The following is a 14,749-nucleotide window of genomic DNA, read 5'->3' on the forward strand; positions in this document are numbered from 1 at the left end:
TGGTCACCATCTCGGCCGCCTGGCGAGGTGTTTGACGGCGAGGCCGACGACGGTCACGCGGGTCGCGAACACCTGCACCTCGCGGTAGAACTGCCGACCGCGGTAGACGGCGGCCGCGCCGGCCGGTATCGCCGACCGCCACGCAACTGTGGCCGGGTCGACGCCCGCCCACCCACCCACCCACCTCGCCGGCCAGCAGCGCTCCGACGACGAACGCGACCGGCAGGCCGACGGCCAGTCCGTCCAGCAGTCTCACTACCGCTCCCGTCGCCTTGCGTCCCCGATACACCATGTCCGGCGGTGTCGTCGGCCCGCGACAAACCCGTGTCTCTGAAACTGACGCGCTTTTCCCCTTCGACGCTGTAACGGAGGTATGTTCGAGTCACGCCCGGACCGCGACGCCGAAGTGGTGCTCGTCGGCCGGTCGAACGTCGGCAAGTCGACGCTGATGCGGGAGGTGACCGGGCACACCTTCGACACCGGACAGCGACCCGGTGTCACCCGGAGCCCAAACCACTACGACTGGACCGGTCCAGACTTCATGATCACCGACCTCCCCGGGTTCGGGTTCATGAAGGGCGTCCCCGAGGAGGTCCGCGAGGAGATAAAGACCGACGTCGTCCGCTACGTCGAGGAAAACGCCGAGAAGATTCTGGTCGGCATCCTCGTCGTCGACGGGAAGTCCGTCATCGACATCATCGACCGCCACTCCGGTCCCGACGAGATCCCCCACGACGTCGAGATGTTCCACTTCCTCCGGGAGGTGGGCGTCGAACCCGTCGTCGCCGTCAACAAGATGGACAAGGTCGACGACGAGGACGAACGCCTGAACGACCTGTGTGACCGCCTCGGTCTCTATCCCCCGTGGAAACAGTGGCAGGAGACCATCGCGCCCATCTCGGCGAAACGGGGCAGCATCTCGGCGCTGAACGAGGCGGTCCGACACCACCTCCACGAGGCCAAGCGCGACGACCTGTTCCAGTTCTTCTGAACGACCGTTCTCGTCGGGTTCGTGCGGAGCGCGAACCACTCCTCGAAACACGTCGACGAAAAAGACTGGACTCGCCGTCGGCGAGTCCGGTGGTACTCGCGAGCGGTGCGAACGAGGACTCAGCGCGAAGCGCTGACGGTGACCCGCCCGCGCCGCTCGCGCCGCACGTTTCGACTGGACGCCGCTCCTACCCGCGGAGGTCGACGTTCTCGACGTCGAATCTGACCGACCCGGCGGTGGCGTCGGTGAGCGAGAGCGTCCAGCCCTGGTCTTCCGCGACCGATTTCGCGATGTAGAGGCCGAACCCGGTGTTGCCCTTGACCGTCGTGTACCCGGCGTCGAACACTCGCTCGGGCGGACTGATCTCGATTTCGGGGCCGTCGTTCGCGACGTAGAACCCGGTGGGCGTCGTGCCGACGGTGACGGTCGACGCCCCGTGTTCCAGCGCGTTCTGAAACAGGAACTGCAGGAGCAGGCTCGCGGACTCCTGGTCCGCGAGGAAGCGAGCGTCGTCGTCGATTTCGAGGGCCGCGTGCGCGTCGGCGACCGTCTCCCACACCTCCCGACTGAGTCGCGAGAGCCACACCGGCTTCTGTTCCTGTCGATCTGACTCTCTCGTCGAGAGTTGCACGACCGTATCGACCAGCGAGGAGATGCGCGACAGCGACTCCTCGATGGGAGCGGTCTGTGTGTCGTCGTCCAGTCGTTCGAGGCGTCCGTGTGCGATTTGCAGTTCGTTCCGTAACTCGTGGGCCGATACGAGCGCCACTTTCACCATCCGTTCGTGTTGGCGGCGCAGGTCGTGTTCGCGGGTCTTGCGCGCGGTGATGTCCTGTGTGAGCCCGACGAGCCCCTGAATCTCGCCGTCGGCGTCGTACCACGGGACCTTGCGGGTTCGCACGTACGGCGCCGCGAGGTCGAGAAACTCCTCGACGTCGATTCGGTCCACCTCCCCTTCGAGGATGCCCATCTCGTCGCGGTAGGCCGCCTCGCCGTGTTCGTCCGCTAGCTCCGATACCTCCCGGTCTGTGAGTCCCACCCGGTCGGTCGGCTCGTTGAACCCACGTCCCATCAGGACGTGTCGCGCCTGGTCGTCTTTCGCGTACAGGTGGTCCGGCATCTCGTTGAACAGCGAGAGCAACAGCGTCTCCATGGGCGAGGGTGACCGCCCGGCGACGGACGGCGCGTCACCGTCGAGGCTGGTTTCTATCGCGTCAACGACGGCCTGCGAACCGAGGTCCGGCGACGCGACGGCGCGGACGTCGAGGTCGTCCGGCACTACCGCCGGGTCGACGCCCACGACGACGACTGGGAGGTCGGGAAACAGTTTCGTGATGCCATAGGCGATGTCTGTCCCTGACTGGCCACCGACGGTCGCCGTGAGGACGAGACACTGATAGACGCCGTGTGTCAGTTCGTCGAAGACGTTCCGACGGTCGGTCAGTACGGTGACTGCAACGGCCCCCTCGTCGAACCCAGACTCGAGTTCGGCTGCCTCGTCGTCGGCGACGACGAGTACCGACTTCGGGTCTCTCCCCATCTATGACCAGTACCAAGATATGTTCCAACGTTACTGTTTCGGCTGGTCGTTCCGATGGTTGCTCGGAGTCGGGCCACTCGCGTGACTGTCGGCACTCGTACCGTAGCTACCACAGAACCGTTCTGACGGTCGGGAGGTCAGGCGACGTTGAAGCCTTTGTCGCGGAGGAAGTCCTCGACGCGACCAGTGTGGTTGCCTTGGAGCTCAATTTGCCCGTCTTCGACGGTCCCGCCGCAGGCGAACTTGCTCTTCAAGTCCGAGGACAGCGAGTCCATGTCGACGTCTTTCGGGTCGAACCCCTCGATGATCGTTACCTCCTTACCGTAGCGGCGCTCGTCGATGCGGATGTTAATCTCCTGGGACTCTTTGGCGACGTCCTCGCAGACGCAGAGCTCCTCAGGCAGCCCGCACGTCGAGCAGACTTCCGACATTACATCGGGGCGTACGAAACCTTCGTATTAAACACTGTCGGGGGAAAGCGGAGCTTACCGGTTCGAGACGATGCTATCGGCGATTTCGACGGCCTCATCGGCTGCTTCTTCGGAGACAGTCCCACCGTACCGGAGTCGTTCGCGGAGGATTGCGAGGCGACGGACGTCCTCGCCGGCGTCGACGTCGTCCAGATAGTCCCGGACCGTCTCGCCGCTCTCGCGAGGCCGGTACTCGTCGTCGAGGACGTACATCGCCCGTTGGAACGCCTGTTCGACGTCCGTCTCGGGGTCCTCGCGGCGCTGGTATCGGAGCCAGATGGCCCGTGAGACGCGCTTCGTGACGCCCGACCGACGGAGGCCGGCGGCCGTCCCCAGCAGCGCGACCAGTCCCAGCGCCGTCTCCTCGCGGGACGGCAGGTCCGGGAGAGGCGGGCCCGCCGACCCCTCGGTACTGCTGTTCGCTCTGCCCTCGCCGAACGGGGTCGCCGTCTCGTTGCTGGTGTTCGCTGGCGTCGACGTCTCCGTCGTCTCGTTCGTCTCGGTCAGCGGCGGCGGAGTCGGTGTCTCCGTCTCGGTGACGTTGGAGTCGGTGCCCGTCTCGCCCGTGTCGACCGTACCGTCTCCCTCGGAGCGAGCTTCCTCGATGCGTGCCTGTTCGGCCGCCGCACGTGGCTCGCTCGGCGTCGGGTCGAACTGGATCCAGCCGTGGTCGGGGAAGAAGACCTCGACCCACGCGTGTGAGTCGAGACCGCGGACCACCCACCGGTTCTCGTCGACTTGCTCGCCGGGCGTGTAGCCGACGGCCATCCGCGCGGGGATGTCCTGCGTGCGCAGCATCGTCACCATCGTCGTCGCGAAGTAGACGCAGTAGCCCCGGTCCATCGCGTGGAGGAACCGGTCGGCGACGTTCCGCTCGGGCCGTTCGACGTCCAGCGAGTACTCGCGGTTGTTCTGGAGCCAGCGCTCGACGACGAGCGCCGTCTCGTAGGGGTTCTGTGCGTTCTCGGTCAGCGTCGCCGTCGTCTCGCCGACCCGGTCTGGCGTACTCTCGGGCAGCTGCAGATAGCGGCGGGTCACTCTGTCGGGATACTCGGTCCCGGCCTCGCGCAACTGCCGCGGCGTCGCGACCGAGACTTCGCTTACGATCTGATAGCTGTCGCCGGCAGTGAGGTCGTCGACGGGCTGGAAGCCATCGTGCGTCGTGAGCTTGACGTCTACGTCCCCGTCGTATCGCACCGGCTTCCAGACGGCGGGGACCGTGCCGATGTCCGACTCGGCCTCGAAGGACTGGCGGACCGTCCGACTGTCGCCCGGCGGTTCGGCGAGACGGGTCCCGTCGTACGGACTGCTGTTGCCCGTCCGGACCCACCCGTCGCCGGTGTAACGGTCGTACGCGGCGACGCGCCAGTACCGCGCTGCCTCGCTCTCGACGGTGTATCGGACCGTCGGGGTCAGCGAGATATCCCCCTGGATTGTCATCGACTCGTCGGCGTCGACGAGACTCCCCTCGACGGTCGCCTGCTCCTCGTCGACAAACGACAGCGACGTGCCGGAGACCGACGGTAGTCGTGAGATGACCGCCGGCACGACGATGACCGCCGCCAACTGTTCGAGGACGCTACGGCGGCCCGAGTCGACGCCCTGATCGTCAACCGTGGCCGACGCACCCGTCGCGACCGGCCCCCCGTCGCCCGGTGACCGCCGCTCGTCGGGATGGTCGATGGTGTCGAGCGTACCGAACCCGATAGTCGCGAACGCACCGACGACGCCGAGCAACGTCGTCACTACGTCTGCGTCCGTCGTCAGGACGAAGAACCCGAGCGCCGTCCCGGCCGCGAGCGTCGCCGTGACGTACCACCGCCGGAGCGCGAAGTACGTCGTGAGAAACACCGGCGCGGGCGCAAAGGAGATGACCCACAGGCGGACGTTGGCTATCTGGAGCAGTCGACGACCGGTCAACAGCGCCACGGTGTCCCGGAGGAGGGCGGCCAACGCCGGGTCCGTCGAGAGGTTCGTGACGTACCACACGAGGCCGGCGCCGAACAGGACCGCACCCACAGTGATGGCGAGTATCGGACGCAACACTCGCGCGAGGACGGCCGCCGCGGCCAGCGACACGGCCGTCACGACGAGAAACACCGTCGGCGACCCGACCACGTCGATGAGGTGGTACATCGTCCGGAGCGGCGCGCCGAGTGCGAGTGCGACCGACAGCAACGCCAGCAGTCGCGTCTCGTCCCACGGCACCCGCCTGCGGACGCGAGCGACGACGCTCACGACCCCACCTCCCCGGCGAGAGGGTTGTCGTGACTCACCGTCACGTCCTCGAAGGCCTGCTGTCGCCCCTCGACGGTGACCGTGACGCCATCGTCGTCTGCGGTCACCAGCACGTCCGCGTCGCCGCTCCGTCCGGTCGTCCCGGCGTCGGTGCGTGCGAGCGTCTCCAGCAGGCGAACCCGGTGGGTGTCGCCGTAGCCAGCGTCGACGCTCCCGCCGGGTGTCACCAGTTCGACGGCGAGGCCGCTCTCCAGTGCGCCCATCGTCACCGTCGCGGCGGCGGCCGCCATCTCGTCGGCGTAGTCGTCGTCGGCCTCCGCGACGACGACGAGGCTGTGGTCGCTGTCGCGGTCGGCGAACTCCTTGACGAGCAAGGCCTCGCGCTTCGCGCTCGACTTCCAGTGGACGTCCCGCAGGGAGTCGCCGGGGACGTACTCTCGCAGTCGGTCGAACGCCTGCCGGTCATCGGCGTCGGGGACGAGCGTTCGGACGAACGCCTCCGGCCCTCCCAGTCGGTAGACGGACGGGTAGACGAGTATCTCGTCGGTCACGTCGACGGTGGTCGAGGCGACGACGAGGCCGAGCGAGTCGGTTACTCGAACGTCGACCGGACCGATTCGGTGCTCGCCGCGCCGCTCGTAAGTCACGTCGTAGTGTACGGTGGCCGGCAGCGAGCGAACGGCCGTCGCCGCCCCGTCGATGCCCCGAGAGAGGCGGTCGGTGAGCGTGGCGATGCCGCTCCCGTCGACGGTCAGTTCGACGGTCCGGCGCTCGCCGGGAAACCCGCGCCGGGGTGGCTGCCGCTCGATGGTCGGGGTACCGGCCCAGTACACCTGCCCGGCGGCGACGCCGACGGCGACCAACAGCGGGCCAGCGACCGCGCCGAGGGCCTGCTGACCGAACTGGGACCCAACGGCGGCGGCGACGCCGGCCACCAGCAGGACGCCGACGCCGCGACGTGTCGGTCGCATCTTACTCGACGTCGACGGTGTCAAGCGCCGCCGTGACGAGGTCCGTGGCCGTCTGCTCGCTACTGTCGGTCCGAATCCGGTGGGGCAGCACCACGGGGGCTTCCTGCTGGACGTCGTCGGGGACGACGTACGCGCGGTTGTTCAGGACCGCCCGGGCCTGCGCGGCACGCAACAGCGAGATGCTCCCGCGTGGGCTGACGCCCAACTCGGCGTGTTCGCGGGTGTAGCGGGCGAGTCGCGTCGCGTAGGACCGAATCGGCTCCTCGACGGTCACGTCGGCGACGCTGTCCCGGGCCGCCTGCAGGTCTTCGAGCGTCGCGACCGGTTTCAGCTCCTCTATCGGGTGGTGGCCGACCACCTCGCCGAGCATCGCCGTCTCCTCGCCCTCGTCGGGGTAGCCCAGATGCAGTTTCGTCATGAACCGGTCGAGTTCGGCCATCGGCAGGTCGTAGGCCTTGTTCTGCTCGACGGTGTTCTGGGTGGCGATGACGGTGAACGGTTGCGGGACGCTGTGGGTCGTCCCGTCGACGGAGACCTGTCCCTCCTCCATGGCTTCGAGCAGCGCCGACTGGGTCTTCGGCGGCGCGCGGTTGATTTCGTCGCCCAGCACGACGTTGCCGAAGATGGGGCCGCGGCGGAACTCGAACTCCTGTGTCTTCTGGTTGAAGACGTTGACCCCGGTGACGTCAGTCGGTAACAGGTCCGGCGTGAACTGGACGCGCTTGAACTCGCCGTCGAACGAGGCGGCGACGGACCGGGCGAGCATCGTCTTGCCGACGCCGGGGACGTCCTCTAACAGGATGTGACCACGGCCCAGCATCGCCGTCACGATGTGCTCGATTTCGTCGTGGTGGCCGACGATGACCTCCTCGACGTTCTCGATTACCTGTGTCGCGACGCGAGTCGCGTCGCGGAGCGCGCTGTCCGACTGTCGGCCGCGTGTAGTGTCCGTATCTGTCATGAGTGGAGGGTCCGCACGGTGGTAGAGACCACAGGGCATCCTGCGTTGGTGCGACGCCGAGTAAGTGTTTTGTCCCCGTGCCCGTCACCACAGTGCGAAGTTCCAGTTGCCCGTAGTTCGGGGCGAGAATACGTAACTCTGCTGGATGCGCACCTGTGACACACGACCGTGTCAGGTCCTGTCCCACTCCTTGCAATCTGTACAGACGAGGACGCCGTCCTGTTCCCAGCGACGTTCCACGACCTCGCCACACGCCGCACACTGCGCGCCCTCGCCGGTCCACGCGTAGGTGGTCGTCGCCGGCGTCGGGCCGTCCTCGGCCGCGGGTTTGGCGTCGGCGGCCTCGTTCGGTCGCTCTTTGGCGGCCGCCGCCGTCTCACCGTCGCTCTCGTCGTTCGCGCTGGTGTCGTCCTCGTCGCCCGAACCGCCGACGAACTGGTCTAGCGAGGTGTCTTCTCCCATGGCGCGCAGTGCGGTCGGGAGCGCCAAATAGCTGTGTGGCTCGGTCGCCGCGAACGGAAGCACAAAGTGGGGCGACTGCTAAGCGGCGCGTATGCAAGGGCTACTCACACAGCTTATCCAGAGTATCGTCGAAATGCCGGCTCGGTTCGCCGACGTCGCACTCGCCGACCCGCTGTCGGCCATCCTCATCCTCTTCGGGACGCTGTTCGTCGGCGCCGCCTCCGTCGTCTTCGGCTACCTGACGCTGGGTGCGGCCCTCTCGCTGTTCATTCGGCCGGGGAGTACTGGCCGTTCACCGCCACCCCGAGAAGCGAGATAGCCCGCTCTACGTCGGGACCCAGTGGCGACGCGAAGACGACGCTGTCGGCGTGTTCTCGGAGCGCTTCGGTTCGCTCGGCGACGTCCGCTGGCGTGCCAGCGATGCAAAACGCCTCTAGCATCGGCTCTGTGACGAGACCGAACGCCTCCTCGAACTCGCCGGCCGAGATGGCGTCGCCGACGTCGCTTGCCACCTCGTGGTCGATGCCGTGGCGGTCTAGCACCGGCGGCGGCGACCCGGCGGCGACGAACGCGACCGGCGGGCGGGCGGCCGCTCTGGCTTTCTCCGCGTCTTCGGCGACGGAGACGCTGGCGTAGGCCGCGAGGTCGAACTCGGTGTCGGCGACGCGGTCCTCGGCCATCTCCTCGACCTGTTCGCGGGCCCACGCGAGGTCCGCCGGGTGCGCGCCGTTGTACAGCGCCCCGTCGGCGTGTTTCGCGGCCATCCGCGTCATGTGTGGCCCCTGCGCGCCGACGTAGACCGGAATCTCCCCGACCTCGTAGTTCAGGCCCGCGTCGTCGGCCGTGAAGGTGCCGTCGTGGTCGACGCGTTCGCCGTCCCAGAGCCGTTTGGCGACTTTGAACGTCTCCAGCACGCGCCGGAGGGCGTCGTCGTGGTCGAACCCGAGATTGCGGATGGTGGACTTATCGCCCGGACCGACGCCGAAGAGGGCACGGCCGTCGCTCATCTCCGCGAGCGTCGCCACCCGCGAGGCCAGCGTCACCGGATGCGTCTCGTAGGGGTTGGCGATGCCGGGCCCGAGCAGTATCTCGTCGGTCCGACTGGCCATCCCGCCCAGCGCCATGAACTGGTCGCGGTTGTTGTAGTGGTGGCTGGCGAAGACGGCGTCGAAGCCGCTCTCCTCGGCCTGCACGGCGAAGTCGGATAGCTGTGCGACTGGGTGTTCCGGAGTGAGTTCAATCCCGTACATGAGACCATTCCTTGAGCGCCTGCCGGACGACGTCTCTCTCCGGCGAGCGGTAGAGGTCGTCGCTGCTGCCGTGGTCGCCGAACTCGAATCCGCGGATGCGGGCGACCGGCGTTCCGCCGTCGCCCTCTCCCGTGACGAGGTTTCCCGCGGCGGCGAGTTCGTCGACGACGGCCTGTACCGTGACGCCGAGTTCGCGGCCGTCCCTGTCGTGTTCGCCGCGCCAGTCCCGGGCGGCAGGGATGCCGGCCCACCCCAGCGCGACGCCGCGTTGCCCGAGGCGGAACGGCCGGCCCGAGGTGTCCGTGACGACGACCGCGACGTCCGCGCCGGTTCGCTCGCGGATGCCCGCCCGAATCCGCTCGGCGCAGTCGGTCGGGTCCTCGGGGAGCAACAGCAGGTCGGCGTCGGGCACGTTCGAGCGGTCGATGCCCGCGTTGACCGTGATGTGGCCGAAGTGCGTGACCGCGAGGATAAACGGCGCATCGAGGATAATCTCCTCGCTCTCTTCGATGACTGCCTGTGCGAAGCGGGGGTCTTTCTCCTCGTCGGCGATGGCGGCGATACGGTCGGCGATGTCGCGGGCGCGCTCGCTCGCCTCGAAGTCGTCGAGGTCGGCCTGCCGACCCGCCGCCTTCGAGACGATGGTGCTGGCCACGCAGAGCACGTCGCCGTCCTGTAGGTCCGTACACTCGGCGACGAGTTCGGCCACGTCGTCGCCGGGGCGGACCTCGGGAAGTCCCTCGACCGCGAAGACGTCCATACTCCCCCTGCGGGTTCCGCGGGAAAAAGGACGCCGTTAGTAGCAAGCACGTCCAGCGGTGGCAATCGCTGCCGGTAGCCCGCCCGTGCGGTTTGGGGTCCGGGTCCGCAGGACGGTATGGACGCTCGCCTCGCTGCGCTCCGCTTCCGGCACGCGATGGGGTCGACCGCCGGCCTGCGTTCGTCTTTCACCTCGTCCGGACGCTCTCCGGGGCGGTCCCGTCGTCGTCAGTTCGCCGGGACTACGCGCTCGGTGGCCTGTTCGTCGTCGTCGGCCTCGGCCTGCGGTTCCTGCTGGTGCCGACGGCCGTGACGCCCGGTGTGCTGTCGTCGCTGCCGGCCGCCCTGTTCCGCCCGGTCAGCACCGTCCTCGCCGCCGTCGGGACCGTGGGATGTCTCTGGGCGCTGTGGCGTCTCGTCGGTGGGTCGCGACGCGACTCGACGACACGGTCGTGAGAACCCGGACGGCTACTGTTCGTGGAGCGTCACGTCGAGGTCGCCGTCGGCGACGGTAGCGGTCATCATCGTCGCTCGGTCCGCGGGCGACGCGCCCGTCGCGCTCCCGGGGTTCAACAACCGAACGCCGCCGTGGGTGGTGTCCAGTACCTCGTGGGTGTGGCCCGAGACGCCGACGGCGTCCGGTCCCGCCTCCTCGCGGACGATGCCCGCCACGCGGTCCTCGTAGCCCCGGCGTGCGCCGGTGCCGTGCGTGACGACGAAGGTGACGCCGCCGAGGTCGACCGTCGCCACGTCCGGCAAGCCGATTCTCGGGTCCATGTTCCCGCCGACGGCCGTGAGTCGTGCGGCCATCGCTCTGACGTTCGACAGCGCCCCCTCGCTGTCGAAGTCGCCGGCGTGGACGACGTGGTCGGCGGCCTCGATGCGCTCGCGAAACGCGTCGGGTATCGCGCTCGCTCGTGAGGGGATGTGCGTGTCGCTGATGAGTGCGACGTCCATAGAAACGGATTCGACAGCCCCGGTGAAAACGGTTCGCCGGTCTGTGTCACTCGGCCGTTTCGGTCGCCGGGATGAGCCCTTCGAGTTCTTCGAGTCGGTCGACGAGGTCGTCGATACCCTGGTTGATGGCCGCCACGCGCTGGTCGATGTCGTCCGCCGGAATCGCCCCCTGTGGCGTCGGGTTGATTAGCTCGTCGTCTTCCAGCATCCGCAGCGAATACCGTACCTTGTGTTCGGGGATGTCCGTCTCCTCAGAGAGCCGAACGATACCGATCGGTCCCTGTTCGATGACGACTTCCAGAATCGCGAGGTCCCTGCTCTCCTTTTCCACCTGATTGGCGAGTCGCTCCATGCCCATTGAGAATCGTACCTACGGTTATGTGTGGCGCTATATAAACGCTCCAGTTGTGGCCGTGTCAGTCTCGTCGGGTGGCACGTTCTTCCCGTTCGGAGTCCGAAGGTCGCGCTCTCGCTCTCGTTTCACGGGTCACTTCGTTCCCCGTTCCGCCGGGAGTCTCCGCTCCGCTCAGACCGTCGCTACTGCTCGCGGTTCACTCCGTTCACCGCTCGCTTTCGAGGTGGGCCGCTCGCTTCGCTCGCGCCCCACCCTACTCACGGCTCACTATATTCACCGTTCGTACTCCGAGACCGTTCCCCCCGCTCACACCCTCGCTACTCCTCTACGGGTGTCCGCCGCAACTCGTCCAGTTGGTCCCTGAGCTTCGATAACTCCGTCTCTAACTCCTCTCGCCGGTCGATGAGCGTACTCAGTTCCTCGGTGTTGACGGAGTAGTCGTTCTCTAAGGCGACGTCGAGGCCGTCGGTCGTCGCCGACGCGAGGTCCGTCGCCACCCGCAACACCTCGCTGGGAGTCCCGCGAGACTCGTACAACTGCTGGTCGCCAGAGAGCGGACTGTACGTGATCATCGGTGACTCGACGGCGTGGTGGTAGGTGACGGTGTAGCTGGTGTCGGTCACCGGGTTTAGCCGGTCCTCTGCTCGCTCCGTGCGCACGATGTTGAACGGTTCGGCGAGCGTCGAGTACGTCTCTGCGAGGTCGCGCAGGCGGTCGGCGGCGGTCACGTCCAGTTGGGCCTCCACGTCGCCGAAGAATTGCCGGGAGGTGGTGAGGCTGAACGCGACGGTGTAGAACACCGACTCGTCGCTGTCGGCGAGGTTCCGGAGACGCTCGCGCACCTCCTCGTGGCGCCCCTCGATGGTCAACTTCTCCAGTTCCTCCAGTAGCGCCCGCACGCCCTCCTCGCGTTCGAGGAACGCCTCGACGATGGCGCCGGGCATCTCCTCGCCGTCCACGTCGTCCATGCTCCCTGTTGGAACGGCGCCACTAAACAGTCTGTCGGCGCCTGACCGTGGTGTTCAGTTAGCGGTATCAGTGTCAGAGCGTCCCGATGCTCTCGGCGCCCGCGACTCGCTGCGCGCTTTGCGTGGGCCGTCGTCGGGGGTCGCTGAGAGCGCGGCCGCACGCCCGCCCGTTCGAGCAGCCAGCTTCGGGTGGGCCGTTCTGCCTGTCTGAACCGCGCTGCTCCGTGACTGTCTCGTCACTACACACCGCCCACTGCGGGTGGGACAAAGCCTATGCCGGACTGCTGTTAGTGTCTGTACGTCCGCCGTCGCGGCGGGCCTATGACAGGGAGAGGGGGGACTCCCCCTCACGCGCCGCAGTTCTCGGCCCGCGTGTATGGTTATACCGTCGCTACCAGTCGTTATCGGTCCTGAGACCCGTATTTGTCGTTTCGTGTGAGTCGAACCCCTCGCAGTCACACAGCGAACTCGGGACGGGCCGACGAAACGCGTCGCTTGTCGATTTGATTCCGAAGAAGCGCCCGGAGCGGGATTTGTACCGGAGCCAGACGTGCTCTCCCTCCGGTCGTTGCGCGCGACTGGCAGGGTTCGACTCAGCTCGTCTGCGTTTCGACGCTCACGGAGACGAGCACACGCTACGCGGCGCTCGTCGGGATAGTTCGCGTCAGAAAGCGCCCGGAGCGGGATTTGAACCCGCGTCACGACCGTGACAGGGTCGTATGATGGGCCACTACACCATCCGGGCACGCTGCCTTGCTGCATTCATTCGTATCCCGGTGGTAGTATTAAGGCTTTCCAAAGGAAGGCGCCCTGTTATGGGTACCCGTGACGGGACCCAAACTTCTATATCCGGTCTGGCCGAACTGGCTGGTACGCGAGGTCATCCCACGGCCGCCTGTGTGCGGGCGCTGTGGGCTCCAGTAGCTACAGCAGGCCAAGTTGGTAAGTGTTATATGCGTCCCGACAATACCGACCTGTAGTATCTCGTGACAGCCACCTTCTCCAGCAGCAGGCCCCACGCACGCACACACACATGGTAGATGTAAGTCAACACGATCTCGTCCCCGACCACAGTGTCGTCGACGAGGACGACCTCGAGGCAGTGCTCGACGAGTACGACATCAAGAAGACCGACCTCCCGAAGATAAAACGCGCCGACCCGGGACTCCCGGACGACGCGGAGGTCGGTGACGTCATCCGCATCGAACGCGACTCGCGAACGACCGATACGGCAGTCGTCTATCGGCTGGTGGTGGAATAATGAACACACAGGACCGACGCGCGATTTCGCGCGAGTACTTCGCGAAGGAACGGCTCGCAGAACATCACTTCCGCTCGTTCAACGCCTTCCTCGACCGAGGGATGCAGCAGGTGGTCGACGAGAAAGAGACCATCGACACCGACATCGGCGACAAGGAGGGACAGGAACCGGTGTGGGTCGAACTCGGCGACGTCCGCGTCGTCACCCCCCGAGTGCGGGAAGCCGACGGGAGCGAGGAACTGCTCTACCCGCAGGAGGCCCGACTCCGGAACATCACCTACTCCGCGCCGGTGTTCATGGAGATGGCCATCGTCCGCGGCGGTGAAGAGGAACCGGAGGAAGTCGTCGACCGGACCGAGACCAAGATCGGGCGCATGCCCATCATGGTCGGGTCGAACAAGTGTAACATCGCCGGCTTCTCCGACGAGGAACTCATCGACATCGGCGAGGACCCCGCCGACCCCGGCGGCTACTTCTGTGTCAACGGCTCCGAGCGAGTCCTGATGACCAGCGAGGACCTCGCGCCGAACAAGATTCTTGCAGAGTACGACACCAAGTACGGCGACGAAGTGCAGGTCGCTAAGACGTTCTCCCAGCGCCGTGGCTACCGCGCACTCGTTCTCTGTGAGCGCACCCGCGACGGCCTGCTGGAAGTCTCTTTCCCGTCTGTCTCCGGCAGCATCGACTTCGTGACGCTCGTGCGCGCGCTGGGTCTCGAATCCGACGAGGAGATCGTCCATCGCGTCTCCGAGGACCCGGAAATCGTGAAGTTCATGCTCGAAAACCTCGAGGAAGCCGAGGTCCAGACGACCGAGGAAGCCATCGAGACGCTCGGTCAGCGCGTCGCCTCCGGACAGGGCAAGAACTACCAGCTCAAACGCGCCAACTACGTCATCGACCGCTACCTCCTGCCACACCTCCACGAGGAGGGCGTCGACGAGGAAGAGGTCCGCATCAACAAGGCGTACTACCTCTGCCGGATGGCCGAGGCCTGCTTCGAACTCGCCCTCGAACGGCGCGAGTCCGACGACAAGGACCACTACGCCAACAAGCGGCTGAAGGTCAGCGGCGACCTGATGACTGACCTGTTCCGGACGGCGCTGAACAAGCTCGCCCGGGACGTGAAGTACCAGCTCGAACGCGCGAACATGCGGAACCGACAGCTCTCTGTCTCCACTGTCGTCCGCTCGGACGTGCTGACCGAACGACTCGAACACCCCATCGCGACGGGGAACTGGGTCGGTGGCCGCTCCGGTGTCTCCCAACTGGTCGACCGGACCGACTTCATGGGGGTTCTCTCACACCTCCGACGGCTGCGCTCGCCGCTCAGTCGTTCACAGCCACACTTCGAAGCGCGGGACCTGCACGCGACCCAGTGGGGTCGCATCTGTCCCTCCGAGACGCCGGAGGGACCGAACTGTGGGCTGGTGAAGAACTTCGCGCAGGCGATGGAGCTCTCACAGGACGTCGAAGACGCACAGGGTCTCAAACAGGAACTCGCAGATATGGGGGTTCAGGGCATCCCCGGTATCGAATCCATCCAACAGCAGCCCGCGGACGACTAAC

Annotated in this window: 17 protein-coding genes and 1 tRNA gene; 5 read left to right on the forward strand and 13 right to left on the reverse strand. The window is 66.5% G+C overall.

The features are described 5' to 3' along the window. Positions 1 to 3: 3 nt before the first annotated feature. On the reverse strand, positions 4 to 180 hold the full coding sequence (locus tag G9465_RS05220) for a hypothetical protein (RefSeq protein ID WP_166968158.1): 177 nt from the start codon (positions 178 to 180) through the stop codon (positions 4 to 6). Positions 181 to 373: 193 nt separating this feature from the next. Here G9465_RS05220 and engB point away from each other — a divergent pair, with 193 nt between their 5' ends. Next, positions 374 to 991 carry a GTP-binding protein EngB gene (engB, locus tag G9465_RS05225; RefSeq protein WP_166968159.1) on the forward strand — a complete coding sequence of 206 codons (618 nt, stop codon included), beginning with the start codon at positions 374 to 376 and terminating at the stop codon, positions 989 to 991. Positions 992 to 1,178: 187 nt separating this feature from the next. Here engB and G9465_RS05230 read toward each other — a convergent pair whose 3' ends face one another. The 6 genes from G9465_RS05230 to G9465_RS05255 all read right to left on the reverse strand — a co-directional run bounded on the left by G9465_RS05230 (position 1,179) and on the right by G9465_RS05255 (position 7,633). Then, complete coding sequence (locus G9465_RS05230) at positions 1,179 to 2,531, reverse strand: HAMP domain-containing sensor histidine kinase (protein ID WP_166968160.1); 1,353 nt, start codon at positions 2,529 to 2,531, stop codon at positions 1,179 to 1,181. Between the two features lie 137 nt (positions 2,532 to 2,668). Then, positions 2,669 to 2,962, reverse strand: coding sequence for a stress response translation initiation inhibitor YciH (yciH, locus tag G9465_RS05235; protein ID WP_004516073.1), 294 nt, complete (start codon positions 2,960 to 2,962; stop codon positions 2,669 to 2,671). A gap of 54 nt (positions 2,963 to 3,016) precedes the next feature. Continuing rightward, positions 3,017 to 5,239, reverse strand: coding sequence for a DUF3488 and DUF4129 domain-containing transglutaminase family protein (locus G9465_RS05240; RefSeq protein WP_394353975.1), 2,223 nt, complete (start codon positions 5,237 to 5,239; stop codon positions 3,017 to 3,019). After that, a complete protein-coding gene (locus G9465_RS05245; protein ID WP_166968161.1) occupies positions 5,236 to 6,210 on the reverse strand; it encodes a DUF58 domain-containing protein in 975 nt (324 codons plus the stop codon). The genes G9465_RS05240 and G9465_RS05245 overlap by 4 nt, the downstream gene beginning before the upstream one ends. Position 6,211: 1 nt before the next feature. Then, positions 6,212 to 7,171 (reverse strand): MoxR family ATPase, encoded by a 960-nt coding sequence (locus tag G9465_RS05250; RefSeq protein WP_166968162.1) that lies wholly within the window; start codon positions 7,169 to 7,171, stop codon positions 6,212 to 6,214. 171 nt (positions 7,172 to 7,342) lie between these two features. After that, on the reverse strand, positions 7,343 to 7,633 hold the full coding sequence (locus tag G9465_RS05255; protein ID WP_166968163.1) for a hypothetical protein: 291 nt from the start codon (positions 7,631 to 7,633) through the stop codon (positions 7,343 to 7,345). Positions 7,634 to 7,724: 91 nt separating this feature from the next. On the opposite strand from G9465_RS05255, the gene G9465_RS05260 reads away from it, so the two are divergent. Next, complete coding sequence (locus tag G9465_RS05260; protein ID WP_166968164.1) at positions 7,725 to 7,952, forward strand: hypothetical protein; 228 nt, start codon at positions 7,725 to 7,727, stop codon at positions 7,950 to 7,952. Here the strand turns inward: G9465_RS05260 and G9465_RS05265 are convergent. Then, positions 7,900 to 8,883, reverse strand: coding sequence for a 5,10-methylenetetrahydromethanopterin reductase (locus G9465_RS05265; protein WP_166968165.1), 984 nt, complete (start codon positions 8,881 to 8,883; stop codon positions 7,900 to 7,902). The genes G9465_RS05260 and G9465_RS05265 overlap by 53 nt on opposite strands. Then, the gene (locus G9465_RS05270; RefSeq protein ID WP_166968166.1) at positions 8,870 to 9,643 is read right to left on the reverse strand and encodes a coenzyme F420-0:L-glutamate ligase; all 774 of its coding nucleotides are present in this window, start codon (positions 9,641 to 9,643) and stop codon (positions 8,870 to 8,872) included. The genes G9465_RS05265 and G9465_RS05270 overlap by 14 nt, the downstream gene beginning before the upstream one ends. A 92-nt stretch (positions 9,644 to 9,735) precedes the next feature. On the opposite strand from G9465_RS05270, the gene G9465_RS05275 reads away from it, so the two are divergent. Further along, complete coding sequence (locus G9465_RS05275; RefSeq protein WP_166968167.1) at positions 9,736 to 10,098, forward strand: hypothetical protein; 363 nt, start codon at positions 9,736 to 9,738, stop codon at positions 10,096 to 10,098. A 12-nt stretch (positions 10,099 to 10,110) separates the two neighbouring features. Here the strand turns inward: G9465_RS05275 and G9465_RS05280 are convergent, their stop codons facing one another. From G9465_RS05280 to G9465_RS05295, 4 genes are all read right to left on the reverse strand, one after another. Continuing rightward, on the reverse strand, positions 10,111 to 10,599 hold the full coding sequence (locus G9465_RS05280; RefSeq protein WP_166968168.1) for a metallophosphoesterase family protein: 489 nt from the start codon (positions 10,597 to 10,599) through the stop codon (positions 10,111 to 10,113). 46 nt (positions 10,600 to 10,645) lie between these two features. Continuing rightward, a complete protein-coding gene (locus G9465_RS05285; protein WP_193571736.1) occupies positions 10,646 to 10,951 on the reverse strand; it encodes a winged helix-turn-helix transcriptional regulator in 306 nt (101 codons plus the stop codon). Positions 10,952 to 11,271: 320 nt separating this feature from the next. Further along, on the reverse strand, positions 11,272 to 11,922 hold the full coding sequence (locus tag G9465_RS05290) for a hypothetical protein (protein ID WP_166968170.1): 651 nt from the start codon (positions 11,920 to 11,922) through the stop codon (positions 11,272 to 11,274). A gap of 672 nt (positions 11,923 to 12,594) precedes the next feature. After that, positions 12,595 to 12,667: transfer RNA gene (locus G9465_RS05295), tRNA-Asp, on the reverse strand. 288 nt (positions 12,668 to 12,955) lie between these two features. On the opposite strand from G9465_RS05295, the gene G9465_RS05300 reads away from it, so the two are divergent. Together G9465_RS05300 and G9465_RS05305 are read left to right on the forward strand one after the other, a co-directional pair. Then, complete coding sequence (locus tag G9465_RS05300; RefSeq protein ID WP_166968171.1) at positions 12,956 to 13,183, forward strand: DNA-directed RNA polymerase subunit H; 228 nt, start codon at positions 12,956 to 12,958, stop codon at positions 13,181 to 13,183. Beyond that, positions 13,183 to 14,748, forward strand: a complete 1,566-nt coding sequence (locus tag G9465_RS05305; RefSeq protein ID WP_166968172.1) for a DNA-directed RNA polymerase subunit B'' — start codon at positions 13,183 to 13,185, stop codon at positions 14,746 to 14,748. Before G9465_RS05300 ends, G9465_RS05305 begins: the two co-directional genes overlap by 1 nt. Position 14,749 lies beyond the last annotated feature (1 nt).

Source organism: Haloarcula sp. JP-L23 (assembly GCF_011602445.1).
In the GTDB taxonomy this organism is placed as follows: domain Archaea; phylum Halobacteriota; class Halobacteria; order Halobacteriales; family Haloarculaceae; genus Haloarcula; species Haloarcula pellucida.

Bases quoted from the DNA above. Each gene is read 5' to 3' on its own strand.
- engB (WP_166968159.1), top strand. From the start codon at position 374: ATGTTCGAGTCACGCCCGGACCGCGACGCCGAAGTGGTGCTCGTCGGC.
- G9465_RS05230 (WP_166968160.1), bottom strand. From the start codon at position 2,531: ATGGGGAGAGACCCGAAGTCGGTACTCGTCGTCGCCGACGACGAGGCA.
- yciH (WP_004516073.1), bottom strand. From the start codon at position 2,962: ATGTCGGAAGTCTGCTCGACGTGCGGGCTGCCTGAGGAGCTCTGCGTC.
- G9465_RS05245 (WP_166968161.1), bottom strand. From the start codon at position 6,210: ATGCGACCGACACGTCGCGGCGTCGGCGTCCTGCTGGTGGCCGGCGTC.
- G9465_RS05250 (WP_166968162.1), bottom strand. From the start codon at position 7,171: ATGACAGATACGGACACTACACGCGGCCGACAGTCGGACAGCGCGCTC.
- G9465_RS05255 (WP_166968163.1), bottom strand. From the start codon at position 7,633: ATGGGAGAAGACACCTCGCTAGACCAGTTCGTCGGCGGTTCGGGCGAC.
- G9465_RS05260 (WP_166968164.1), top strand. From the start codon at position 7,725: ATGCAAGGGCTACTCACACAGCTTATCCAGAGTATCGTCGAAATGCCG.
- G9465_RS05265 (WP_166968165.1), bottom strand. From the start codon at position 8,883: ATGTACGGGATTGAACTCACTCCGGAACACCCAGTCGCACAGCTATCC.
- G9465_RS05270 (WP_166968166.1), bottom strand. From the start codon at position 9,643: ATGGACGTCTTCGCGGTCGAGGGACTTCCCGAGGTCCGCCCCGGCGAC.
- G9465_RS05280 (WP_166968168.1), bottom strand. From the start codon at position 10,599: ATGGACGTCGCACTCATCAGCGACACGCACATCCCCTCACGAGCGAGC.
- G9465_RS05285 (WP_193571736.1), bottom strand. From the start codon at position 10,951: ATGGAGCGACTCGCCAATCAGGTGGAAAAGGAGAGCAGGGACCTCGCG.
- G9465_RS05290 (WP_166968170.1), bottom strand. From the start codon at position 11,922: ATGGACGACGTGGACGGCGAGGAGATGCCCGGCGCCATCGTCGAGGCG.
- G9465_RS05300 (WP_166968171.1), top strand. From the start codon at position 12,956: ATGGTAGATGTAAGTCAACACGATCTCGTCCCCGACCACAGTGTCGTC.
- G9465_RS05305 (WP_166968172.1), top strand. From the start codon at position 13,183: ATGAACACACAGGACCGACGCGCGATTTCGCGCGAGTACTTCGCGAAG.